A 21464-nucleotide genomic window follows, 5' to 3' on the forward strand; every position below is an offset into this window, starting at 1 on the left:
TTGTGTAGCAGTTTACCAGAGCCTTCACGCTCGACAAACCTTTAGGGCGTTGAGGTCGTAGGGACCGGGTGCTCGGAAGACTTGAGCGCGGGGATGACTATGCGCAACTTCGTATAAGGATTTGCGATCCGTGGGCTCAATTGAAGGACGCGATACCTTGGGTTGGTCGCGGCAGCCCTAGGACCTCCTACTTTTTGCGAGGCCCGGCTTGTGCGCTCGTCGGCGTTATGAGGATGGACGTTCGCGACGTTAAGCGAGCCAGGCACGGGGAGCATCGCCGAACTGTGAGAGAGAGTTTGGGAAGCGCTCCCTCGCTCGCTCATCGAGTCTGATAGCCGTATCATTCAGCCGAAGTGCTTAGCCGAGTGGATGGTATGGCCACTATTGGGAATGACAGAATGACGGACAATTCGCATCAGCAAGCGGATGATCAGACGCGCGAAGAACCTATTGCGTCGAATTTGGACGAAATTATCGATCGGGGCGCACTCGGCCCTGAGCCGTCGGAGTCGTATCTCGAGCGCCTGCGGATGCTCGACGAGATTGTGCGTGAGTGCATCTTCGTTTCTCGTTCCTATGGGGGCATTCCGTCGCCCACCAGCCAACATTTTTATGCGTCGGTTCTGTTCACGCTCATGATTACCAAGTGCGTGAGCCTTCTGATGCTCGCACCGCACACGCCTTGGGCTGAGAAGAAGATCGAGCATTGGGACTATAGCTCGATGACTGGCATTGCTCGCACAATCATCGAACTGCGAGTCGCTTTCTATTATCTGTGCGTGGATCAATGCCCCGAGGACGAATGGCAGTTTCGCTGGAATTTATTCAACCTTCACGATTGCACGTCGCGAATCCGCATGTTCGAAGCGCTCGAAGACTTGCAACAGGTGGAGGCTTTGCGCGAGACTGCGGAGGAGCTTCGATCACGCTTACTCGCAAATCCATTCTTAACCACTATCGACAAGAAGCACCACAAGCGCCTGCTTCATGGTCAGACCGCCTATCTCATGCCAATGGAAGTTATCGCGGAGCGTGCCGGTATTGACCTGAAAACCTTTCGCTGGCTTTATGTGCTGTTCTCAAGTCATGTCCATGCATTGCCTATGTCGTTTTATCGGATCGGTCATGCTGGAGACGACCGAGGGCGCGGGCTCCCAAGCCCTTCGGAGGAGGGTTATTCTGCGCTTTGTTTGAGTATGACTGCTACGCTCCTTGTTGCGACGAGGGACAACGTTCATGACCTGTTTGCGGCTCACAAGTCACCGTCACCGCCTTTGGAGCCAGATGTTTCCGAACTGACGGCCAACCCTCCTGCACTTGCTATTGGCGAGGAGCATCTTCACGATGCTTCGGACACGCTTACCATTCGCTTCAAGAGAACGGGTGAGATGGCCTATAAGACGACTTTCATATATCGGCCGACTGGCGATGAGATACTTGAGCGCGACGACTCTGAGCAGGGTGGTGTCGAACTGAAATATTTTGATCCGTATTTCTGGAGCGTGAAGCTCAACGGAGGTCCCGCAACGGGTGAGGCTCTAGAAAGAGCGCTCGCTGGGGCGCATGCGTTTCGCATTGACTATTCGGCACGCGAACTGCTGTTCAAGACGGCCGAAGGGTAGGGAGTGGACAGATGGTGAGCCGCCTTCTCGTCTATCCGTAGTTCTGCTCCACTAGATCGAAAGGCCGAGAACTGGGGTGGCAACATAGGCGACGACTTTCGCACATCATTTAGAGAATCGTTCGCGACCAGTGGCCGAGCACTTTCGCTCAGAACGTGGACTAATGCGGCAATACGATAGACTTGGCGCCGGTCAGTGGCGCGGCGGATTCTGACTGAGACTCGGCCTTGCCGATCGTGAACGGACCGATGATGGTTTGGATATAGTCGAACCATTTTTCTCCGAGATTATTCACGAAGGCGACGAGGTTGTCTGACGCACGGGCGCTATACATTGGCGCCCATACAAGACGCGGAACATTAGAGCCCGGTATTTCGACGTAGCGATTTACGGTCACGTAGAGGCAGCAGTCGATAGATGAATAGGATGTGGAAAGGATATCTCCCATCAAGGCTCTCACCCGGTCTGGGCCCAGAGAGGCAAATCCGTCATTCACTACTATTGCTACGCCGGTGTTGGATTTAATTTTAAAGTGTTCTTTTGTTTCTTTGATTTGCGCATTGGCTTTCTTAAGTATGCGTGCCAAATTTGGCCTGAAGAGGCGGACAAAATCACGAGCGAACCACTGTGGCTCACCCTTGCCGCCAAGTAACGCGGGTCGCCACTCCGGATCCTCAGCGACCACTCTTTGCATGAGTTCATCAAATCCCTTGACGAATGCTTGTGAATTGGAGAACTCAGTTTCTATTTCTTTTAACTCTGCAATAACTTCGTTCTCAAAAAATGCAAAATCGGCATTCTGAAAATTGCGAGGCTGAGGAATTAGGTCTTCAACCACTGACCCGCCGACTTGCGTGACAAAGTCTCTCCACGTCTTCTCTACTGGAACAGAGGTATGTGGGCCGGTGTCCCACAATCCAGGAATTGATGCCATGTTTTGCCCTTGTTGGTTAAGTTCGCCCGTAGGGTAGGCGGCGGGCGACTTGCCAATATACCCCAGCGGCAACAGTGGAGGTGTCGCAACGGAACGACTGTTCCGAGGTGGTAAGCGTGTTTCCCGGAAAGCTGCGAAGAATCCGACAAATCGGAACCTGCTTTTCTTTCCGCGACCCCTCCCGTTCCGGATCCCTCCTTAAAGACATAGGAGAAAAACCTAGGGGCGGCGTTAGCCGCCCATGGTTACTCGGATACATCGTTAATCGGTTATTGGTTACAGGCTACGGAACGGGATTTTCTGCAAATCACTGATTTTCATGGGAAATTCGTGGATCAACTATCCCGTGATGTATCCCGGAAACTATCCCGGAATGTATCCCGGAGACTATCCCTAGTTCCGCGCCACTAGATCGAGAGGCCCAAGTGCTTCTTGATTGTATCGACCTTGCGTTTCATGCCCCGCACATCGATGGGCTTTGTCCCGCGCATCCTGGCGACAAGTGACGCTAGCTCGTGCGGCGGGGCGTCAAGTCCGATCAGTTCCATTGCCGTGCACACATCTACCCAGTCGTCGATGTGGCAACGCACGTTCCGCTGACGACGTGTTGCGTTATTGAGGGCGCTGCGCCATGTAGCCTTGGACCGGTCGATACGCTTCCACTTCTCGCGGATCGAGTCGGTCTGTAGGGCAGCAAGTTCTGCGGCGAGAGCGTCGTCGATGCCCAGTGCTTGGAGCTTTCGTTCACCCGTCCACTTGGCGCGCGCAAATTCCGCCGCGCTCTTGAAATCGAACGACTCGCCAGTGAAAAGCTCGCGAAAGTCCAGTTCCGTGTCGATCACATAGCGGTGCCCACGTTCGTGCAACCAGTGGCAATCGATAACTTGCCGGTCTCGCCCTAGATACTCATCGGGGCCACCTGCGGCGCATGTATGGGCAGGCTTTGGAAGTGGCCGAAAGCGAGGGGCGATCTTGCCGCGCCGGTTGAGCGCAAGACCGAGTTGACCGATTTCCACGCGGTGCTGCATGTAGCGCTCAGATGTCGTCGGGGAGGTGAGTGGGCCTGTCAACTCGCGTAGCCTGTCGAGGAGTATGTGGTCGTCTACTTCAGTCAGATGCTCCCATCCATCGCACGGAAACTCGTATGCCCGCGACTCGGTGCGGACCGCAATGCTAGCCGGTCCGACGAGTTTGAGTTGTGACGCACCCGAGTGCGTCGGTATCGGTAGATCGTCAAGCAGCGAATCCAGATCGTCTCGCGCCTGCATAGTCGTGTCGTGCTGGATCGCTGCGGCGTTCATTTCGATACCCCGGCCTCGCTTAAGCTGCGCTCAAACCGGTCGCCGATAGTCTCGTAACCGGGCGCAATGCGCTTGATTCCTTTGACGAGATCATCCGGGCCGTAGCTCGCGAGGAGGTTGGTGCCCAGCGCCCATTCCTTGCTGTCGCGCGGAAGCTGTTCGAGCCATGTTCGCAGTTCCCACAGTTCCTCGATATGTGAGGACAACAAACGATTGACGATGCCGGACTCGGTGAGTTCGGTTGCGTCGGCAAGCCAAGAGAGAAGGTCAGCGGTGGACGTATCCACTGCCAGAGTGATGCGGCGCTTGTCAGTAGCCATGAGTCAGTTCCAAAAGAGTGATGGGGAAACAACAGAACAAACTATATCACACCGGTGTGACAAAGTGTGATTGATCGGGTGCCGAATAACGACCGATTTCCTGCACCCCTCCGGTAGCGTCCGGAAGGGTGGTGGAAATATAGCCTTGGCTTTTCCGGCAGGCCGTCCTAATCTGGCACCGTTTTCTAACAGGGGCGACGCACATGGCGATCTTTGGATACGGACGGGTCTCAACGGGACAGCAATCAACCGAGAACCAGCGACTCGAACTTGAGCGGTCGGGGTTCGTCGTGGATTACTGGTTCGCGGACCACGGAATCAGCGGAAAGACCTGCGCCAGTGAGCGCCCGGAATTCGGGCGATTGCTCGACAAGATCAGGGACGGCGAAACGCTCGTCGTCGCAAAGCTCGACCGGCTCGGGCGTGACGCTGTGGATGTGCTGCAAACCATTCGGGCACTCGAACGTCGGTCGATCAAGGTAATCGTCATGCAGTTGGGGCAAACCGATCTAACGTCGCCTGCCGGCAAGCTGCTGCTCACGATGCTGGCGTCTGTTGCGGAGATGGAGCGCGATCTACTAATTGAGCGAACCCAAGCCGGGCTTGCTCGCGCTCGTGCCGAGGGGAAGAAGCTCGGCAGACCGTCCAAAACCACACCCGAACAGCGGTTGGAGATTCTTCGTAGGCTAGATGAGGGCGAGTCGGTTAGCGCGCTTGCGCGCGCTTATTCCGTTTCTAGAGCGAACATCATTAGCGTTCGGGCGAGGGGGCACGCAAAATGACTCACTCGGAAGAGTTCTATTGCTTTGATTTAGCTGCGGTTTTTGGCTTCCTTGAAACTGTGGATTGAAGGTTTAGATAGCGCCTCTCATAGTTATCCAAGAGTGAAGATAACGCTGAATCGACCGCGTCATGCTTTTCTGGGCTTCTCAGTTTGCCGAGCATGCGTTGAAAGAATTTATAAGAGAGGCGAATAACCAATTTCTTTTCTGTATTGTATAGCTCTCTTACCCAGTCAAGTTCTGAGCCGGCATGTAAATTCTCGTCGTCGTCGCGTGTAATTAGAAATCCGAGGAAACCATAGGCTCCGTTAAGATAGGTGGCCATCTGGCGGTATTCGTCTCGGCCAACGGAGCGATAGTTCTTTGCGTCAAACAGAACTTGCCGAACGCCGTAATCCTTTTCAATTCGCAACCAGGCCGATGTTCTCGCCAGATTGGTTCCAACAATATCTCGTCGTTGCACAGCATTGCCGTTGGGCTTCCGCTCGACGTTGCCCAAGTGTCCGGCGAATACTGTCGATACAGCAGTTAGCGACCAAGCTTCAAAGTCCTCAGCGTGGTCTCGTCCTTCTTGTATTTGACCAAGCTCTGCGATTAATGAACCGATTCGTTGGGAGCGGATTTGTGGAGATATGGATGAGACCTTTATCTCATACTCATCATTAATTTGTTCAGCTTCTTCGGCAACGAGGGCGTTTCGCGATAAGTTCAGCGCAATCCAGTAGCATGGGTGGATGAGAATTCTGTCGGATGAGGTGAATTCTCTATCGGGCTGCCTGCCATCGTGGCAGAAGGTGAAGGTGTTTGAGTTTTCATCGTGCGTGCCGATAAACCCTACGCTATACAACGCCCTGAGCACGCCTTCACTTTTCAAGATCGCGTAGTCCTGTTCCGCCGCAGGAGTGGCGGACATCGCTTTCAGAGTTGCTGGTATTCCATCTAGTAGAATTAATGCGTTGTGGTATGTGAACTCAGGGGTTCCCTGTTCAAAAACAGATGTTGCGGCGGAAATGGATGGGATGATCGAGTTGTATTCTTTTTTTAGATCATTGAGCCTGTTTATTGATATGGATTTGGCTGTCTTTTCAATGTCTTTGAGGATGATGGTTTCTCGATCTTCCTTGCCAGCGTTGAAGAAGGCTTGGTTTAAGAGGGAGAGGAGGTCTCTCGGTCGATAAAGCGTAAACTGAAGACATTTTTTGAATCCGTCGATTCCTTGCAACTCTCGATCTGAACCTTCATTTGCCGTGCAGCGGTCCCATATTTTTTGTGCCTTCTCTATTTTTAAATCAAACGCGGCGTTAAGTCGTTTAGTAACGAGATTTTGTAGTTGGTATGTATCCCAGTGAAGCGAGATAACTTCGCCTTCTATATTTCGGGTGTAATCCGGGTCAAATTTCTGGACGGCACGAAGAATGTTGTCTCGTTGAAATATGATGGGGCGGATTTTCTCATGGCGCTTGTTGATTTCTGAGGCGGTGGCTATCACCCCAGAGATAATTGCTGCGCCTGTTTCATCATTTTCGTAACCTTCATCCAGGCGATCGATGAGAATGAAGAAGCGAACTGATGATGCGTCAAGTAGAGAGGAAAGTGCCGCCTCTAATTCGGTGATATTTAACGTCTGATGTAGTGTGCCTATTCCGTTCTCGGGCTCGGGTGATGTGCGAAGAATTGGAAAGACGCGCGAGGTGATTTTGGAGAAAAAATCTCCAGAGGCGGACTGCCAGTATTTAACTTGCTCTGCGGCAATGCGATGTTCGCTAATCTGATCGCGTGTTTTGAAATGCTTGGAGAGATGGGTGAGGATTTCCATGAGTAAGCCATATTTCCAAGCAATTCTGGAAACGGAGCGAACGTGTGAGTATTTTCCCTCGATGTGTTTAAATATTGAGCGAAAATTTATGGTTTGGAAATCCTCAGGAGCGATGGATATGACGTGGGTTGCTTTTTGCTTGCCCCAAAAATCCTGAAGCTTTGCGAACATTGCACTCTTGCCAGTGCCTCGTCGACCGACGACAACAGTGTTGTCCTTGGTTTCAATAATTGAACGGTATTCAGGCGTCTCTATGAAGTTCGGCAACAGCAATTTAATGTCATTTTCTGCTGTTTGCTCGCCAAGCAAACTAGCCCGCAGCAATCTTGTCATTTGCCTTGTCCTCGCTCTGGTTCGCGGCGGTTGGAGTGATCCAGAGTCTAACCGGAAGCTAGCGTGCTAGGGCGTCATGCTGACGGCGAAAACATGGTTTGATGCTGACCGTTCTTGTGTTTCGGGCGCTCATCTGGTGATGTGCGGCGCGAGGGCGCGCCGCCATCCCGGTCGTATGCCGCTTATCGGGTGTTCACCTGCCCCTTGCTGGAGATCCGAATCATCTTCCCATCCCGGTCGAACAGGATGGCGATGTTTGAGGACGTGCCGCCGAGCACCGATGCTTGCGAATACATCCATTGTTGAAGCGTGCCGCCGTTCGGCATAGCGTTGGTCGCCGTGGGGGTGCCCAGCTTCTCTTGCGCTTGCTGCATCGTCGTCACGCCCGGAACGAATTGGTCGGCGTCGTGCATGTCGAACTTGCTTCCCATCGTCATGCACGCCGACAGGGTAAGGGCCAGGGCGCACGCCCCGAACGTCTTTCTCATTGGTCAGGTCTCTTTGTAGATATGGCGGGCGGTGGACAAACGCAACAAGACGTGCCCCGCGTCTGTTGCGCTACGGCAGCGTTACGTTTCAGTATTCGGAAGCGCAAACCTTGTAGACGGCGCGTTGCAACTGATCCGGTGTGGCGTCGCGTTGACGTTTGTAAACCAGATCGAGTGAGCCCATGTAGAGTCCGCGGAATTCGCGCCGCCACTCGGGCTGGATCGTTTTGAGGCTCGTTTCGAATTTCGCTTGCTCGGTTGTGTAGGGCACCCCGTCGTCCCTGTCTCGGGCCATCTCTAGCGCCATGCGGCTGATTTGCAAACAGATGCCCTCGCTCCCCGCCCATGCTTGGCTGGTCGCTACCGGTCCGCACATCAGCACTAGCAGCAACGTTACGGAAGCGCGCGTTGCGCGCCGATGGTTTGCATGTGGTCTTGTCATTTATAGGGTGGCCACTTTCAGGGTGGCCATTATTAGGGTGTGGTCGCGATTATACGTGCCCGCCAACATCCCACGGATGACGGCAAACACAACACTCAGGAATCGCTTCGGGGCGAGGGTTCGAGAACTACGGAAGGCCACGACTGGCTTGAGCCAAGAGGCTTTCGCCGACAAGTGCGGCTTCGTTCGTAGCTATATGGGGAAGATCGAGACGGGCAAGGCGAATCCATCCTTGGACTCGATTCAGACAATCGCCGATGCTCTCGGCGTGCCGGTCAAGACATTGTTCGAGGAAGACGGTGCGGAGGGCGCACCGTCAGTTCAAGACTAGGGGCTAGTCAGCCCGCGTGCCGCTCGATCCACGACGCACAAGTTCCTTCTGACGCTTGGCACATTCAATGGCCCGGATGCCGTTTGGCGCAATGAATGGCGCGATGCCGTTTGCTTCAGGGAAGGTAAGCCCATTGATGACTGCGGCCAACTGGTCCGCATCCCGGTCCTTCGCATAACGGTTCCAGCTTTCAGTGTCTCCGCGCTGATGCCCTGCTATTTGCGCCATCACCCGTTCCGGGGTGCCCAGACGTTCGGTTGCGGTCAGGAACGTGTGTCGGAACGAGTGAAACGTCTTCATTCCGTTTCGTTCGATGCCGAGCGTTCGTCCCAAGAATCGTTCATTGAACCAAGAACTGGCGGGTTTACCGTAACCTTTTACCGCATCTCGTTTGAGTTCCGGAAATAGACGGGTGTAGCCTGCTTTGCGAAGCGTCTGGACGTATTCCGGCAGCCCGAGTTGGACGAGCCTGTCATGTAGCGGGACGACGCGTAGCGCATTGATCGTCTTGAGAGACTTGTCGCTCTCGTCAACTTTGTCGGGCCCCATGAGGTTGAAATCGAGATACCACGCGCCGCCTTCCGTCTGGTGGATGTCCGATAGGTATAACTGGCAGAGTTCGTTGATTCGTCCGCCAGTGAATAGACCGAGCAAGGGCAGCCAGTAGTAGTGTGGACGCCAAGTGGTCCAACCCGTCCGGTTGAACGAACCCGCACCGGTAGCAAACCAGTCCTGCGCGAAGATCAACGACAACTCCTGCGAAGTAAATGCGTGTCGCTCGTCCTGAGCGCGCGGCGCATTGAACCGCCCATCGCCACGCTTGTAGTCGGATGCGGGGTTGAACCGCAGCATGTGCTTGCGCTCGCCGAATGCGAGGATCTCGCTAAGGCGTCCAATGTGCCCCTTGATCGTCGCTTCCCGCTTGAGTTCAAGTCCTTCGCGTTCCGCAATGCGGATTAAGTCGTCGAGCGAGTCGGTTCTGAACCGGCGCTTGGCTAGATAGATGTCGGGAGGTAATTGCGCCAAGCGGCTGGCGTATTGGTCGATGGTCTCCAGTTCGATTTCGCCGAGTTCCGGGTCGCCCATGAGGTCGCGAAAAAGACGTGCTTCTGTTGTCATGCGGCGGGTTTGATCTTCGCCCCATGTGCGACTTCGTGCGTAAAGCTCGAACAGGTCCCAGAATCGTTTCTTGCCATGTTTGGCCGTGATCGGATCGAATACGACCGGCGTTGGTTCAATGCGCGTCGGCAACCCGGTTGGGACGGCGCCAACGGTCGCTGACGGGCTTGGGACGGACAATGCCGCTATAGACGCGCTCGAAATGATCGACGGCGGTGGCAGGGCGACAATGGAGGCGGGGCTGAGTGATGCAACCAGCCGGGCGCGAACCTTTGTGACGGCCGTTTTGTGAACGATGCAACTAGCGAGGTCGACGGCTATCGGGTCCTCAAGAAAGATGCCCGCTGACTTGCCGTCTCGGAACACACCTTCTTGTGCCACCCCGGCGGTGATGACCTGTTGCAGCGTGGCCCGGCCATCGAGGACGCGCACGGTTCCGGTGTGGACGGTTCGCTCGCCGTTGATCTCCACCTCGTTCCAGATGAATTCGCCGCCGAAGTCCCGGTCCAGGTCGTTGAGCACTGGCACCCGCCAGCAGGATTGCCCGTGAAGGTGCGTGAAGACATGCCCGCCATCGTTGAGCAGTTCATTCGCCAGCGATTCCGCCTGCATACCGACGGTCCGGGCAGCCTCGACAATGGGAATCATGCCCTCGCCGTCAAGCAACGGGTTTCCTGCCCGCAGTTTTTCGATGTCCAACGTCATGAAGTGCCCGCGCCAATGCGACTGAATCTGATGGGCGACGAGTTTAGCGGCTTCCCAATCCCGGAGGCGGGTGGACGCGTGAATTTCGTTCTTGCCGACTGCTGAGCGCAACCGCATAGGGACGACGAGACGGACGACGTAGATGCCGCTGGGGCGACGATAGAGGCAGGAGGTTTGAGCCACCGTAGGAGACCACTGTAGTAGTGGTGCGGTGAAGCTCGTGAGACATGCACTTAGCCCATTGGAATCAAGGAGCTAGGTGATGTGTGGAGCGGGCGATGGGAATCGAACCCACGTCATCAGCTTGGGAAGCTGAGGTAATGGCCATTATACGACGCCCGCAGAACGCGCAATTCTACAGGGTTTGGCGGCAATGTTGCAAGTGAAGCGTTTTTGGCCGCCGGCAAACGGCTTCGCGTACCCCTCTGTCCGTGCGCCTGCACGCAACCCCGTGTCGAAAATAGACGAGTCGGTGTCGGACGCATGCAAGTCCCGGCAACGCTTTCGAACTAACGTGACAAGCCTCTCTTACGATCGTTAGTCTGGAGCCGACATGTCCGATTTCATCACCGTTTTGCGCGAAACCTGCCCGACGCCCGTCCTTGATGCGACCAAGTGGAAGCGCATCGGCGGCGATCCGCATACCGTGAACCTCAACGCATACCTCTCCAAGGACGGCAGCAAGATCATGGGGACCTGGATCTGCACGCCGGGCAAGTTCGAGGTGAACTACGAGAAATGGGAGTACTGCCACTTCCTCGACGGCTACTGCATCATCACGCCGGAAGGCGAGGAATCGGTGCACCTGAAAGCCGGTGACGTGTTCGTGATCGAGCCCGGTATGAAAGGGACATGGGAAGTGGTCGAGACGGTGCGCAAGTACTTCGTCTTCGCCTGAGCGGGCCTGTCGGTTCGATCCACGTATAAGGCCGTCGCCCGATACCTCCCGGTTCACGGAGCCGGGAGGGCAAACGGGGATCCCGGCTCAATAAAATTCGTTCCGGTTCGGAAGCCGCTCGCGGAGCGTGGTCGCACGCCCGGCTGGTTCCTCCATTCCGCGCGATCGCGCCCGGTGCCTGCAAGACATCGCGCAAGCGCCTATGATGCGGCGATCCACCAGTCGCGCCGGTTGCCATGCATGCATGGCCCGCGAACACCGAACGTATTCCCGGAACCCGACCATGCGCATCACCGCGATCCACGAGCAAGCGATTCCCGTCTCCCGTTATGCCGACCCGGCGATTCCCTCTGGCGGCCTGACGACGAGCGTCGTCGCGGTCGTGACCGACGTCATGCGTGACGGCCGTCCGGTGACGGGCTACGGCTACGCGTCGATCGGCCGTTTCGCGCAGGGCGGGCTGATCCGCGAACGGTTCGCGCCGCGCCTGCTGGCGGCGGCCGACGCGCTCGCCGGCGAAACCGGCACGAACCTCGACCCGTTCCGCGCGTGGCGCGCGATGATGGCCGGCGAAAAGCCCGGCGGACACGGTGAACGGTGCGTCGCGGTCGGCACGCTCGACATGGCGATCTGGGACGCCGCCGCGAAAATCGCCGACCTGCCGCTCGATCGCTTTCTCGCCGACCAGCTCGAACGCACGGCAGCACCACGCGTGCGCGTGTACGCAGGCGGCGGCTACCGCTATCCGCATGACGACCCCGCGCGCCTGTCCGACGAAATGCGTCGTATCGTCGATCTCGGCTACACGCACGCGAAAATCAAGATCGGCGGCGCGGATTTCGACGAGGACCGGCGCCGCATCGAAGCTGCTGCCGCACACCTTGCGGACAGTTCGCATCTCGCGGTCGACGCGATGAACGCGTACGACGCGACGTCCGCCCGCGCGGCCGCCGAAAAGCTCGCACCTCTCGATCTCTGGTGGTTCGAGGACATCTGCGATCCGCTCGACCTGCCGCTCCAGGCAGACATCGCCACGCGATATGCGCCGCCGATCGCGGCCGGCGAAGCGTTGTTCTCGCTCGCGGAAGCGAAGCTGCTCGACCGTTACGGCGGCTTGCGCCACGATCGCGACGTGCTCGTGTTCGATCCCGTGCATTGCTACGGGCTGCCGGGCTATCTGCAGATCGTCGATCACTTCGTGTCGCGCGGCTGGCGGCGCGATGCGTTCTGGCCGCATGGCGGCCACCTGTTCTCGCTGCACGTCGTCGCGGCGCTCGGTCTCGGCGGTGCGGAAGTCAGTCCGTTCGCGTTCCTTCCGTTCAGCGGGCTGGCCGATGGCGAAATCGTCGATGCAGGATACGCACGCGTGCCGCAGGCGCCGGGTATCGGTTTCGAACTGCACACCCACGCGCGCGACGCGTTCCACGCGGTATCCGGCCGCTGACGCCTAAAGCGCGTCGATCGCGAAACGCACGGCGAACCCAAGCATCATCATCGCGACGAAGCCGTCGAGCACCCGCCACGCGAGCGTGCGAGCGAACCAGGCGCGGCACGCGCGTGCGCCGTAGGCGAGCATCAGGAACCAGACGAGCGAAGCGGTCATCGCGCCGATCGCAAACGGCGCGCGTGCGGACGGCGGGTGACTCACGATCACGGTGCCGAGCAGCAGCACCGTATCGATCCACGCATACGGGTTGAGCAGCGAAACGGCGGCGGTTGCCAGCACCGTGCGCGACCGCGTGGGCTCGCCGCTGCCGGCGCACAAGCCGTCGGCATGCCCGGGCTGTCGTCTCACGATCGCCGAGCGCAACGCGAGCAGGCCATAACCGGCGAGATACGCGATACCGGCCCACAATGCGGCCGAAACCACGGCAGGATATCGCGACAGCAGCGACGACAATCCTTGCGCGCCAAGCGCGATCAACAGCGCGTCGCTGCCGGCGCAAACAAGGGCGATGGAGAGCAGATGGGGGCTCGAGATCGAGCGCTTGATGACGAAGGCGTCCTTGGGGCCGACCGACGTGAACAGGCCGGCGCCAAGCAGCAGGCCTTCGAGGAAGGCAGAGGTGTCGAGCACGAGCGGGCCGACAACCTCTTAAGCTGAACCGGTGATGGTTACGATGGGAGCAACGTTAAGGGGCGCCAGGGGGCGTTGTCAATGGCCCGCCGGGCGCCTGCGTGCCGATCACCGTGCTGCCACATCGCCGAGGTTGAGCGCGACGAGCGCGCAGACGGTCAGCGCGATGCCGGCGAGCTTCAGCGACGACACCGATTCATCGAAGCAGACGATACCGATCACGGCGGTGGCCGCCGTGCTGGCGGCGGCCCAGCTCGCGTATGCGAGCCCCATTTCGAGCCGCTTTGTCGCGAGCGCCATCAGCCACACGGCGCATGCATAGCAGACGACCGTGACCGCGGACGGCAGCGGGCGGGAAAAACCGGCCGAAAACTTCAGGCCGACGGAGCCGAGCACTTCGGCGAGCACACTGATGCCGAGCAGAAGCCAGGCAGACTGGAACGGGGACACGAACGGCCTCCTTCCCCCGACGCTTATACCGAGCGGCGAGGAGAAGTGGAGGTGTCAGCGGTACCCAGATGAAAGGAGCTTAGTACGCGCGGCGGGGCAGCACAAGACAAGCGCTGCACGGGTCACGCGCGATCGCCATTGCCGGCCGCCCATTCCGGCCGCTGCCCGAGCGTATCGAACAGCCGGACGATCTCGGCCTTCACCTTCTGCACCGCGTTGCTGACGAGCGCGGTGTCGTGCCAGCACAGCGACAGGTCGCGCGCGAACAGCCGGTGCGCGACGGTCGACAGCTTGAGCTTGCATTCCTCGATCTCGACGTGCGCAGCCGTCCAAGGCAGGATCGTCACGCCAAGTTGTGCCATCACGGCCGCGAACAGCAGCCCGGTCGAGCTCGCCTCGAAGCTGATCTCGTACGACAGCCCGGCCTCGCGCATCGCCCAGTCGACGCGGTTGCGGATCGTGTTCGGCGCGCTCGGCAGCACGAGCGGCATCCGCGCGATGGCGTCGAGCGGCACGGGATCGTCGGGTACCTGGAATCCGGGCCACGTGATCAGGTACAGCGTTTCGGTCAGCAGCCGGTGGATCGCGATGCCGCGCGTGTCGACTGCATCGGCGACGATCGCGAGATCGAGCCGAGCGCGTTCGAGCAGCGTGTCGAGATCGGCGCTTGGCGCCTCGATCAACTCCAGCATGATGCCCGGATAGCGGTCACGTACCGCGCGGGCGAGCGGAATGGCCAGCACGCGCGCGGTGCTCGACGGCATTCCGACCGTCACGCGGCCCTGCGGCGTATCGGCGTCGCGGCGCAGCAGCTCGCGCGTGCCGTCGGCCTGGCGCAGCAGTTCGAGCGCATGCTGGTACAGCGTGCGGCCGGCGGCGGTCGGCGCGACGCCGCGCACGCTCCGCTCGAGCAGCTGCATCCCCAGATCCCGTTCGAGATTGCGCATCTGCTGGCTGACCGCCGGCTGCGCGACGTGCAGCGCCTCGCTCGCATGCGTGACGTTGCCGCATTCGACGACCTTCACGAAATAGCGCAACTGTCTCAAGTCCATCGCCGCCGTCTCCCGATTCAAGGCCGATTCAAGCCATAAGGCAATCCGATCGAGCAAGATGAATATCATATTTTTCTGCGATCGATGGGGTTTCTATACTCGTCTCACAAAAGAGCCCGACTGCCGGCCATCCCGGACCGGACGCGGCGAACGTGCCGGCCCCGCCGGCAAGGAGACGACGATGTTCAAGGCGATCGACGCGCCGGCGGCCGGCGCGAAGCCGCGGCGCACGCCGCTCACGCGCGAGCAGGTGAAGGGCTTCTGGGCCGTGTATGCGGGCTGGGTGCTCGACGGCGTGGATTCGGTGATCTACGCGCTCGTGCTGATTCCCGCACTGACCGAGCTGCTGCCGGCCTCCGGCATCGCGGCGACGCCCGCGAACCTGGGGATGTACGGCTCGATCCTGTTCGCGCTGTTCCTGATCGGCTGGGGGCTGTCGTTCATCTGGGGGCCGCTCGCCGACCGCTTCGGCCGCGTACGCACGCTCGCCGCGAGCATCCTGATCTACTCGGTATTCACCGGCGCGGCCGCCTTCGTGCACGACGTCTGGGCGCTGGCCGCGTGCCGGCTGATCGCCGGGATCGGCGTCGGCGGCGAGTGGGCGCTCGCGGGCACCTACGTCGCCGAGAGCTGGCCGGAAGACCGTCGCAAGATGGGCGCCGGCTACCTGCAGACGGGCTACTACTTCGGCTTCTTCATCGCCGCCTGCCTGAACTACACGATCGGCGCGACCTACGGCTGGCGCGCGATGTTCCTGTGCGGTCTTGCGCCTGCACTGCTCGCGGTGTTCACGGTGATGCGCGTGAAGGAGCCGGGTCAGTGGCGCCGGCACGACGCGCGCGACGGCGACGTGGCCGACGCGCGGCGCGCGCATCCGCTGCGCGAGATCTTCGCGCCGGCGTTCCTGCGTCGCACGCTGACGAGCGCGAGCCTCGTCGGCGTCGCGATCGTCGGGCTGTGGGCCGGTTCCGTCTACGAGGCAAGCGCGGTCAGCACGCTGGCGGCGCGCGCGGGCATCGACCACGTCGGCGCGCTGCGGCTTGCGTCCATCGGCGCGGCGATCCTGTCGTGCGCGACGATCGCCGGCTGCCTGGTCGCGCCGTGGCTGTCGGAACGGCTCGGCCGGCGCACCGCGCTCGGTGTGTATTTCGCGGGGATGGCCGCATCGATCGTGTTCGCGTTCGGCTGGGCGTTCTACCAGCCGAACGGGCTCGCGGCGTTCATGGTGTCGCTCGCATTCCTCGGCTTCTTCGGCGGCAACTTCGCGATCTTCTCGCTGTGGCTGCCCGAGCAGTACCCGACGCGCGTGCGCGCCACCGCGTTCGCATTCAACGCGTCGGTCGGCCGCTTCATCGGTGCGGGCGTGAACTTCCTGCTCGGCGCTGCAATTCACGGCTACGGCTCGCTCGGTGTGCCGGTCGCATGGACCGCTGCCGTGTTCGGGCTCGGCATCCTGATCCTGCCGTTCGCGGTCGAAACGCGTCACCAGACGTTGCCCGAATGAGCGGGACGTATCCCTCGTTCGCAGCCACGCCACACCCAGTCATCAATATCAGGAGTCCGGAATGCAGGCGTTGAATGGAATCAAGGTCGTCGATCTGAGTCGCGCGCTGTCGGGGCCGTTCTGCTCGATGGTGCTCGCCGATCTCGGCGCCGACGTGATCAAGGTCGAATCGGGGCCGCACGGCGACATGAGCCGCGCATGGGGGCCGTTCGATCGCGGCGTGAGTACGTACTACCTGTCCTGCAACCGGAACAAGCGCGGTATCTGCGTGGACTTCCGGCAGCCGGCCGGCCTTGACGTCGTGCGGCGGTTGATCGCGCAGGCCGACGTCGTGATCGAGAACTTCAAGGCCGGCACGATGGACGCGATGGGGCTCGGCTATGCCGCGCTGAGCGCGCACGATCCGCGGCTCGTGATGGGCAGCGTCACCGCGTTCGGTCCGCGCGGCCCGCTGCGCGACTGGCCGGGTTTCGACCAGATCGCGCAGGGCTATGCGGGGCTGATGAGCCTCACCGGTTTCCCGGACGGCGAGCCGACGCGCACGGGTACCGCGATCGGCGATCTCAGCTCGGGGATGTGGGTGGCGACCGGCGTGATGGCCGCACTGTTCGAGCGCGAGCGCACCGGGCGCGGGCAGCATGTCGGCACGTCGCTGCTCGAAAGCCTCGTGTCGCTGCTGAGCGTGCACGGGCAACGCTACCTGAGTCTCGGCGACGTGCCGCGCCGCACCGGCAACGCGCACGCGGTGATCGCGCCGTACGGCGTGTTCGAGACGGCCGACGGCCCGCTCAACCTCGCGCCGATCACGACCGACATGTGGCTGCGGCTCTGTCAGTTGCTGGATCTGCCCGCGTTGCCGAGCGATCCGCGCTTCGCGACCAACGATGCGCGCGTCGCGCACCGTGACGAACTGAAGACGTTGCTCGAAAGCCGGCTGCGCACGCGCGGCAAGCGCGAATGGACGCAGCGTTTCGTGGCAGCCGGTTTGCCGGCCGGCCCGATCAATACGCTCGACGAAGTGTTCGACGATCCGCAGCTCGCGCATTGCGGGCTGGTCGAGCCGGTCGCGCATCCGACGCTCGGCACGCTGCGCCAGGTCGTCACGCCGCTCGGCGGGATGGGCGACGACGTGCCGGCGCAGCGCACGCGCCATGCGCCGCCGCTGCTTGGCGAGCATACGGTCGACGTGCTGCGCGAAGCGGGCTACGGCGACGACGCGATCGACGCACTGCTGGCCGGGCGCGCGATCTTCCAGGCGGAAGCCATGGCGGAGGCCGTGCAATGACCGACCTGACGAAACACGACAGTGCGTCGACCGTGACGGTCGAGATGGTCGGCGAGCGGATCGCGCGCGTACGGTTCGCGAATCCGGCGCGGCGGCATGCGCTCGACGCGCCGTTGCTCGATGCGCTCGTCGCACGCCTCGATGCGCTCGCCGGACACCGTCCGCCGCCCGTCGTGATCCTGTCGAACGACGGCAGCGGCGACGTGTGGAGCGCGGGGCACGACCTGCGCGAACTGGCCGACGACCGCGATCCGCTCGCCTACGGCAAGCCGCTCGAACGCGCGCTGCGGCGCGTGCGGACCTATCCGGGCGCGGTGATTGCGGCGGTGGCCGGGTCGGCGTGGGGCGGCGCCGTCGATCTCGTGATGAGCTGCGATCTCGTCGTCGCGGCGCGCGACGCGCGTTTCGCGATGACGCCCGCGAACATCGGCCTGCCGTATTCGACGAGCGGCCTGCTGCGCTTCTACGACAACCTGCCGATTCATGTGCTGAAGGAAATGTTCTTCAGTGCGCAGCCGCTCGACGCGGAGCGCGCCGCGCATCACGGGCTCGTGAACCGGCTGGCGGAACCGGGCGGCGTCGACGACGCGGCGCTCGACGTCGCGCGCACGATTGCCGCGAAGGCGCCGCTTGCCGTGCATGCGGTGAAGGAGCAGTTGCGTGTGCTGCAGGATGCGCGGCCGCTGCCGGCGGATGCGTTCGAACGGGTCGCGGAGTTGCGCCGGCAAGCGTGCGAAGGCGCCGATTTCGACGAAGGGCTGCGTGCGTTTGCGGAGCGCCGCGCGCCGCAGTTTCGCGGCGTCTAGGCAGAGCGGTCGCGCGGCGACGGCTGCGCCGCGCTACATGCCGCCGAGCGCGTGTACGCCGACGAGCAGCAGCGCGCCGATCGCGATCAGCAGCAGCGCATGGAGGCGCGTGTACATCACGCACAGCGTCGACGCGACGGCGATCGCGCGCGCGGCCCAGCCGCCGTCGAGCGCCTGCAGCAGCACCCAGACCGACGCGAGGATCATGCCGGCCGCGACCGGGCGCAGGCCGGTTTCGAGTGCGACCTGCCAGCGCGCGCCCTGGTGCCGCCGCCACAGATGCGCGACGCCGTAGATCAGGAAGGCAGTCGGGCCGAACAGCGCGAGCGTCGCGATCACCGCGCCCCAGAAGCCGCCCACCTGCCAGCCGATCAGCGTCGCCAGCAGCGAGCCGGGCCCGGGCGCCATCCGCGCGATCGCGAAGTCGTTCACGAATTGCGTGGCGGTCATCCAGTGATGGACGTCGACGACCTGCCGCTGGATGTCGGCGATGATCGCCTGCCCGCCGCCGATCGTCGCGATCGACAGCGGCGCAAATACGCCGAACAGCGCGGCATAGCGTACGGACGCGGTCATCGTGCGTCGCTCCCGGCCGATGCCGCGGCCGTCCGGCGGTACTCCAGCGCGACGCTCGAGGCACCGCCGATCAGCACGGTCCACACGAGCGGCCAGTGCAGTATGGCGACCGACACGAACGTGAGCGCCATCACCGCGAACGGCAGCGCGCGACGCGGCAGCCGCCGCACGGCGGTGATCGCCATCGAGATCGACAGCCCGATCGCCGCGGCCGCCGCGCCGGCCAGCGCGACATGCGTGAGCGGAAAGCGCGTGAGGGTCGAGAACGCGACGCCGAACAGCACGATCAGCACGGCCGGCGGCGCGATGATGCCGGTGAAGCCGGCCACCGCGCCGCGCCATCCGGCGAGGCGGTAGCCGATCCAGATCGCGAGGTTCTTCACGTTGACGCCCGGCAACGCCTGCGACAGTGCGAGCCCGTTGAGGAACGCCTCTTCGTCGAGCCAGCGCCGTTCGTAGACGAAGTCGCGCATCATCCGCCCGCTCAGTCCGCCGCCGAAGCTGGTCAGGCCGATCTGCGTGAACGCGATGAACAGCGTGAGGACGCCCGGCGGCGGTGCGTCGGCGGCGGGCGGCGGCGGCGGGGGAATCGTGGCGGAGGGCGCGGGCATCGGGCGGGCAGCATGGGGCGATCGGGCGATCGCCCATGTTAGCAAGCGGCGCCTGTCAGCACGCTGACATCGGCCCGGCGCCGGCGCGACGACACGCGCAACCCACGTGCAACCGCTTCGACGCGCTACGCGCGTACGACCGTCACGCCCGCCGCCTCGATCGGCTCCGTCAGCGCGGCCTCGGTTTCGTTTTCGACGACGATCGTCTGCGCCAGCGTGATCTCGCCGATCACGAACTGCGACGCCGCGCGCAGTTTCGACTGCGACGCGAGCACGACCGTCTCGGCCGCGCGTTCGGCCAGCGCGCGCTTGATCGCCGCCTCCTCGAAATCGCCGGTGCTCAATCCCGCGACCGGATGGACGCCCGTGACGCCCATGAAGTACAGGTCAGCATGGATGCGTGCAATGCCTTCCATTGCCGCCGCGCCGACCGCGACGATCGAGTGCTTGTAGAGCCGCCCGCCGATCAGGATCACGTCGATCGACGGATGGGCGGCCAGCGCGACCGCGACGCTCGGGCTGTGCGTGACGATCGTCGCGCGCAGGTCGGCCGGCAACTGGCTGACGAGCAGCGCGGAGGTCGTGCCGCCGTCGACGATCGCCACTTGCCCGGGCGCGATCATCTCCGCGGCCCGCCGCGCGATGCGGCGCTTTTCCGCCGTCTCGAGCGTCTCGCGCTGCGCGAACGGCGCGACGGCCGGCGACGCCGGCAGCGCGCCGCCATGCACGCGCTGCAGCAGGCCTTCGGCCGCGAGTTCGCGCAGGTCGCGGCGCACCGTGTCCTCGGACACGCCGAATTGCACGCTCAGCTCGACGGCCAGCACCTGGCCGTCGCGCGCGAGCGCATCGAGGATCGCCTTCTTGCGTTGGGTCGTCAGCATCGTGTTTGCACGAAATATCTTGAAATTGCACGAAACTGCACGTTACCATGGGCACCGTCTTTTGTCGAACGGGAGGCTGCAATGGCTGCAACGCGTGACCGGGTCCGCATCGTCGATACGACGGTGCTGTCCGACGACTGGTATGTGCTGAAGAAGGTGACCTTCGATTTCCGGCGCCGCGACGGAACGTGGCAGCGCCTGAACCGCGAGACTTACGATCGCGGCAACGGCGCGACGATCCTGCTGCGCCATGCCGTTACGGGCGACGTGCTGCTGACGCGGCAGTTCCGGATGCCGGCGTTCGTCAGCGGCCACGACGGCATGCTGCTCGAAGCGGCGGCCGGCCTGCTCGACGACGAGACACCCGAAGCGCGCATCCGCGCCGAAGCCGAGGAGGAGACCGGCTACCGCGTGCGCGGCGTGCGCAAGGTGTTCGAGGCGTTCATGAGCCCGGGCTCCGTGACGGAGAAACTGCATTTCTTCGTCGGCGAATACGATGCGTCGCTGCGGACCGGCGACGGCGGCGGCGTCGCGGAAGAGGGCGAGGATCTCGAAGTCGTCGAGATGCCGCTGCAGGCTGCGCTGGACGCGGTCGAGCGCGGCGAGATCGTCGACGCGAAGACGATCATGCTGCTGCAGTACGTCGCGCTGCGGGAAACCGCCGGCGCGCGCGCCGCATGACGCCGCGGCTCGTGCTGGTCGCCGGCCCCTATCGCAGCGGCACCGACGGCGACCCCGCGCGCATCGCCGCGAACCTGCACCGGCTGGAAGCCGCGGCGCTCGCCGTGTACCGGCGCGGGCACGTGCCGATGATCGGCGAGTGGGTGTCGCTGCCGCTTGCGGCCGCGGCCGGGTCGACGCAGGTCGGCGACGCGATCGGCGAGACGTTCCTGTATCCGGCCGCGCACCGGTTGCTGCGACGTTGCGATGCGGTGCTGCGGATCGACGGTGCGTCGCGCGGGGCGGACATGGACGTCGGCCTTGCGCGGCAACTCGGCAAACCGGTCTATTTCGCGGTCGACGAGATCCCGTTCGCACAGGACGATTCGGACAGCTGACCGGGAAGAACGGCGCCGGGCCGACGAACCACCGACGGCATCGCCGCCTCGGTCGATGTCCGCGTGGCCGACG

23 protein-coding genes and 1 tRNA gene are annotated in these 21464 nt (G+C 61.8%); 10 read left to right on the plus strand and 14 right to left on the minus strand.

Going from position 1 to position 21464, the window contains the following annotated elements; all coding sequences use genetic code 11:
• The first annotated feature begins 398 nt into the window (after positions 1-398).
• Entirely contained in the window at positions 399-1622 is a 1224-nt protein-coding gene (locus U5798_RS10835; RefSeq protein ID WP_322082030.1) for a DUF5677 domain-containing protein, read from the plus strand.
• Positions 1623-1782: 160 nt separating this feature from the next.
• On the opposite strand, the gene U5798_RS10840 is transcribed toward U5798_RS10835, so the two are convergent.
• The 3 genes from U5798_RS10840 to U5798_RS10850 all read right to left on the minus strand — a co-directional run bounded on the left by U5798_RS10840 (position 1783) and on the right by U5798_RS10850 (position 4177).
• A complete protein-coding gene (locus U5798_RS10840) occupies positions 1783-2556 on the minus strand; it encodes a hypothetical protein (RefSeq protein WP_322082031.1) in 774 nt (257 codons plus the stop codon).
• A gap of 407 nt (positions 2557-2963) precedes the next feature.
• A complete protein-coding gene (locus tag U5798_RS10845) occupies positions 2964-3857 on the minus strand; it encodes a hypothetical protein (RefSeq protein WP_322082032.1) in 894 nt (297 codons plus the stop codon).
• Entirely contained in the window at positions 3854-4177 is a 324-nt protein-coding gene (locus U5798_RS10850; protein ID WP_055320267.1) for a hypothetical protein, read from the minus strand. The genes U5798_RS10845 and U5798_RS10850 overlap by 4 nt, the downstream gene beginning before the upstream one ends.
• 203 nt (positions 4178-4380) lie before the next feature.
• Here U5798_RS10850 and U5798_RS10855 point away from each other — a divergent pair, with 203 nt between their 5' ends.
• Positions 4381-4959 (plus strand): recombinase family protein, encoded by a 579-nt coding sequence (locus U5798_RS10855; RefSeq protein WP_322082033.1) that lies wholly within the window; start codon positions 4381-4383, stop codon positions 4957-4959.
• A 16-nt stretch (positions 4960-4975) separates the two neighbouring features.
• Here U5798_RS10855 and U5798_RS10860 read toward each other — a convergent pair whose 3' ends face one another.
• The 3 genes from U5798_RS10860 to U5798_RS10870 form a co-directional block, all read right to left on the minus strand.
• Positions 4976-7108, minus strand: coding sequence for a P-loop ATPase, Sll1717 family (locus tag U5798_RS10860; protein ID WP_322082034.1), 2133 nt, complete (start codon positions 7106-7108; stop codon positions 4976-4978).
• Positions 7109-7290: 182 nt separating this feature from the next.
• Positions 7291-7596 carry a hypothetical protein gene (locus U5798_RS10865; protein WP_322082035.1) on the minus strand — a complete coding sequence of 102 codons (306 nt, stop codon included), beginning with the start codon at positions 7594-7596 and terminating at the stop codon, positions 7291-7293.
• 88 nt (positions 7597-7684) lie between these two features.
• Positions 7685-7987 carry a hypothetical protein gene (locus U5798_RS10870; protein ID WP_069255244.1) on the minus strand — a complete coding sequence of 101 codons (303 nt, stop codon included), beginning with the start codon at positions 7985-7987 and terminating at the stop codon, positions 7685-7687.
• A 127-nt stretch (positions 7988-8114) separates the two neighbouring features.
• Between U5798_RS10870 and U5798_RS10875 the strand changes: the two genes are divergently transcribed.
• Positions 8115-8369 carry a helix-turn-helix domain-containing protein gene (locus tag U5798_RS10875; RefSeq protein WP_175241165.1) on the plus strand — a complete coding sequence of 85 codons (255 nt, stop codon included), beginning with the start codon at positions 8115-8117 and terminating at the stop codon, positions 8367-8369.
• A 3-nt stretch (positions 8370-8372) separates the two neighbouring features.
• Here U5798_RS10875 and U5798_RS10880 read toward each other — a convergent pair whose 3' ends face one another.
• Together U5798_RS10880 and U5798_RS10885 are read right to left on the minus strand one after the other, a co-directional pair.
• The gene (locus tag U5798_RS10880) at positions 8373-10376 is read right to left on the minus strand and encodes a site-specific integrase (RefSeq protein WP_322082036.1); all 2004 of its coding nucleotides are present in this window, start codon (positions 10374-10376) and stop codon (positions 8373-8375) included.
• A gap of 84 nt (positions 10377-10460) precedes the next feature.
• A tRNA-Gly gene (locus U5798_RS10885) sits at positions 10461-10535 on the minus strand.
• A 211-nt stretch (positions 10536-10746) separates the two neighbouring features.
• Between U5798_RS10885 and U5798_RS10890 the strand changes: the two genes are divergently transcribed.
• Together U5798_RS10890 and U5798_RS10895 are read left to right on the plus strand one after the other, a co-directional pair.
• Positions 10747-11091 (plus strand): cupin domain-containing protein, encoded by a 345-nt coding sequence (locus U5798_RS10890; protein WP_027788152.1) that lies wholly within the window; start codon positions 10747-10749, stop codon positions 11089-11091.
• Between the two features lie 283 nt (positions 11092-11374).
• The gene (locus U5798_RS10895; protein ID WP_322082037.1) at positions 11375-12535 is read left to right on the plus strand and encodes an enolase C-terminal domain-like protein; all 1161 of its coding nucleotides are present in this window, start codon (positions 11375-11377) and stop codon (positions 12533-12535) included.
• Positions 12536-12538: 3 nt separating this feature from the next.
• Here U5798_RS10895 and U5798_RS10900 read toward each other — a convergent pair whose 3' ends face one another.
• The 3 genes from U5798_RS10900 to U5798_RS10910 all read right to left on the minus strand — a co-directional run bounded on the left by U5798_RS10900 (position 12539) and on the right by U5798_RS10910 (position 14670).
• Positions 12539-13168: a LysE/ArgO family amino acid transporter gene (locus tag U5798_RS10900; protein WP_322082038.1), complete on the minus strand. Its 630-nt coding sequence runs from the start codon at positions 13166-13168 to the stop codon at positions 12539-12541.
• A gap of 108 nt (positions 13169-13276) precedes the next feature.
• On the minus strand, positions 13277-13618 hold the full coding sequence (locus U5798_RS10905) for a DMT family transporter (protein ID WP_124449082.1): 342 nt from the start codon (positions 13616-13618) through the stop codon (positions 13277-13279).
• A 122-nt stretch (positions 13619-13740) separates the two neighbouring features.
• Positions 13741-14670: a LysR substrate-binding domain-containing protein gene (locus tag U5798_RS10910; protein ID WP_322082039.1), complete on the minus strand. Its 930-nt coding sequence runs from the start codon at positions 14668-14670 to the stop codon at positions 13741-13743.
• Positions 14671-14851: 181 nt separating this feature from the next.
• Here U5798_RS10910 and U5798_RS10915 point away from each other — a divergent pair, with 181 nt between their 5' ends.
• From U5798_RS10915 to scpB, 3 genes are all read left to right on the plus strand, one after another.
• The gene (locus U5798_RS10915; RefSeq protein WP_174941473.1) at positions 14852-16174 is read left to right on the plus strand and encodes an MFS transporter; all 1323 of its coding nucleotides are present in this window, start codon (positions 14852-14854) and stop codon (positions 16172-16174) included.
• A 61-nt stretch (positions 16175-16235) separates the two neighbouring features.
• Positions 16236-17459 (plus strand): CaiB/BaiF CoA-transferase family protein, encoded by a 1224-nt coding sequence (locus tag U5798_RS10920; RefSeq protein ID WP_322082040.1) that lies wholly within the window; start codon positions 16236-16238, stop codon positions 17457-17459.
• On the plus strand, positions 17456-18265 hold the full coding sequence (scpB, locus tag U5798_RS10925) for a methylmalonyl-CoA decarboxylase (RefSeq protein ID WP_322082041.1): 810 nt from the start codon (positions 17456-17458) through the stop codon (positions 18263-18265). Before U5798_RS10920 ends, scpB begins: the two co-directional genes overlap by 4 nt.
• 33 nt (positions 18266-18298) lie before the next feature.
• Here scpB and U5798_RS10930 read toward each other — a convergent pair whose 3' ends face one another.
• The 3 genes from U5798_RS10930 to U5798_RS10940 all read right to left on the minus strand — a co-directional run bounded on the left by U5798_RS10930 (position 18299) and on the right by U5798_RS10940 (position 20333).
• Positions 18299-18841, minus strand: coding sequence for a chromate transporter (locus U5798_RS10930; RefSeq protein ID WP_124449072.1), 543 nt, complete (start codon positions 18839-18841; stop codon positions 18299-18301).
• Positions 18838-19452, minus strand: a complete 615-nt coding sequence (locus tag U5798_RS10935; RefSeq protein ID WP_322082042.1) for a chromate transporter — start codon at positions 19450-19452, stop codon at positions 18838-18840. Before U5798_RS10935 ends, U5798_RS10930 begins: the two co-directional genes overlap by 4 nt.
• 125 nt (positions 19453-19577) lie before the next feature.
• Positions 19578-20333 (minus strand): DeoR/GlpR family DNA-binding transcription regulator, encoded by a 756-nt coding sequence (locus U5798_RS10940; protein ID WP_322082043.1) that lies wholly within the window; start codon positions 20331-20333, stop codon positions 19578-19580.
• Between the two features lie 81 nt (positions 20334-20414).
• On the opposite strand from U5798_RS10940, the gene U5798_RS10945 reads away from it, so the two are divergent.
• Together U5798_RS10945 and U5798_RS10950 are read left to right on the plus strand one after the other, a co-directional pair.
• Positions 20415-21014: an NUDIX domain-containing protein gene (locus tag U5798_RS10945; protein WP_322082044.1), complete on the plus strand. Its 600-nt coding sequence runs from the start codon at positions 20415-20417 to the stop codon at positions 21012-21014.
• Positions 21011-21391: a DUF4406 domain-containing protein gene (locus U5798_RS10950; protein ID WP_124449063.1), complete on the plus strand. Its 381-nt coding sequence runs from the start codon at positions 21011-21013 to the stop codon at positions 21389-21391. The genes U5798_RS10945 and U5798_RS10950 overlap by 4 nt, the downstream gene beginning before the upstream one ends.
• The last annotated feature ends 73 nt before the right edge of the window (positions 21392-21464 follow it).

The organism is Burkholderia sp. BCC1972 (assembly GCF_905339605.1).
Lineage (GTDB): Bacteria > Pseudomonadota > Gammaproteobacteria > Burkholderiales > Burkholderiaceae > Burkholderia.

What these genes read in the sequence shown, in the direction of transcription:
- scpB (WP_322082041.1), top strand. Translation starts at nt 17,456, where the DNA reads ATGACCGACCTGACGAAACACGACAGTGCGTCGACCGTGACGGTCGAG.
- U5798_RS10840 (WP_322082031.1), bottom strand. Translation starts at nt 2,556, where the DNA reads ATGGCATCAATTCCTGGATTGTGGGACACCGGCCCACATACCTCTGTT.
- U5798_RS10835 (WP_322082030.1), top strand. Translation starts at nt 399, where the DNA reads ATGACGGACAATTCGCATCAGCAAGCGGATGATCAGACGCGCGAAGAA.
- U5798_RS10890 (WP_027788152.1), top strand. Translation starts at nt 10,747, where the DNA reads ATGTCCGATTTCATCACCGTTTTGCGCGAAACCTGCCCGACGCCCGTC.
- U5798_RS10875 (WP_175241165.1), top strand. Translation starts at nt 8,115, where the DNA reads ATGACGGCAAACACAACACTCAGGAATCGCTTCGGGGCGAGGGTTCGA.
- U5798_RS10860 (WP_322082034.1), bottom strand. Translation starts at nt 7,108, where the DNA reads ATGACAAGATTGCTGCGGGCTAGTTTGCTTGGCGAGCAAACAGCAGAA.
- U5798_RS10930 (WP_124449072.1), bottom strand. Translation starts at nt 18,841, where the DNA reads ATGACCGCGTCCGTACGCTATGCCGCGCTGTTCGGCGTATTTGCGCCG.
- U5798_RS10945 (WP_322082044.1), top strand. Translation starts at nt 20,415, where the DNA reads ATGGCTGCAACGCGTGACCGGGTCCGCATCGTCGATACGACGGTGCTG.
- U5798_RS10850 (WP_055320267.1), bottom strand. Translation starts at nt 4,177, where the DNA reads ATGGCTACTGACAAGCGCCGCATCACTCTGGCAGTGGATACGTCCACC.
- U5798_RS10920 (WP_322082040.1), top strand. Translation starts at nt 16,236, where the DNA reads ATGCAGGCGTTGAATGGAATCAAGGTCGTCGATCTGAGTCGCGCGCTG.
- U5798_RS10845 (WP_322082032.1), bottom strand. Translation starts at nt 3,857, where the DNA reads ATGAACGCCGCAGCGATCCAGCACGACACGACTATGCAGGCGCGAGAC.
- U5798_RS10950 (WP_124449063.1), top strand. Translation starts at nt 21,011, where the DNA reads ATGACGCCGCGGCTCGTGCTGGTCGCCGGCCCCTATCGCAGCGGCACC.
- U5798_RS10910 (WP_322082039.1), bottom strand. Translation starts at nt 14,670, where the DNA reads ATGGACTTGAGACAGTTGCGCTATTTCGTGAAGGTCGTCGAATGCGGC.
- U5798_RS10940 (WP_322082043.1), bottom strand. Translation starts at nt 20,333, where the DNA reads ATGCTGACGACCCAACGCAAGAAGGCGATCCTCGATGCGCTCGCGCGC.
- U5798_RS10895 (WP_322082037.1), top strand. Translation starts at nt 11,375, where the DNA reads ATGCGCATCACCGCGATCCACGAGCAAGCGATTCCCGTCTCCCGTTAT.
- U5798_RS10915 (WP_174941473.1), top strand. Translation starts at nt 14,852, where the DNA reads ATGTTCAAGGCGATCGACGCGCCGGCGGCCGGCGCGAAGCCGCGGCGC.
- U5798_RS10935 (WP_322082042.1), bottom strand. Translation starts at nt 19,452, where the DNA reads ATGCCCGCGCCCTCCGCCACGATTCCCCCGCCGCCGCCGCCCGCCGCC.
- U5798_RS10865 (WP_322082035.1), bottom strand. Translation starts at nt 7,596, where the DNA reads ATGAGAAAGACGTTCGGGGCGTGCGCCCTGGCCCTTACCCTGTCGGCG.
- U5798_RS10855 (WP_322082033.1), top strand. Translation starts at nt 4,381, where the DNA reads ATGGCGATCTTTGGATACGGACGGGTCTCAACGGGACAGCAATCAACC.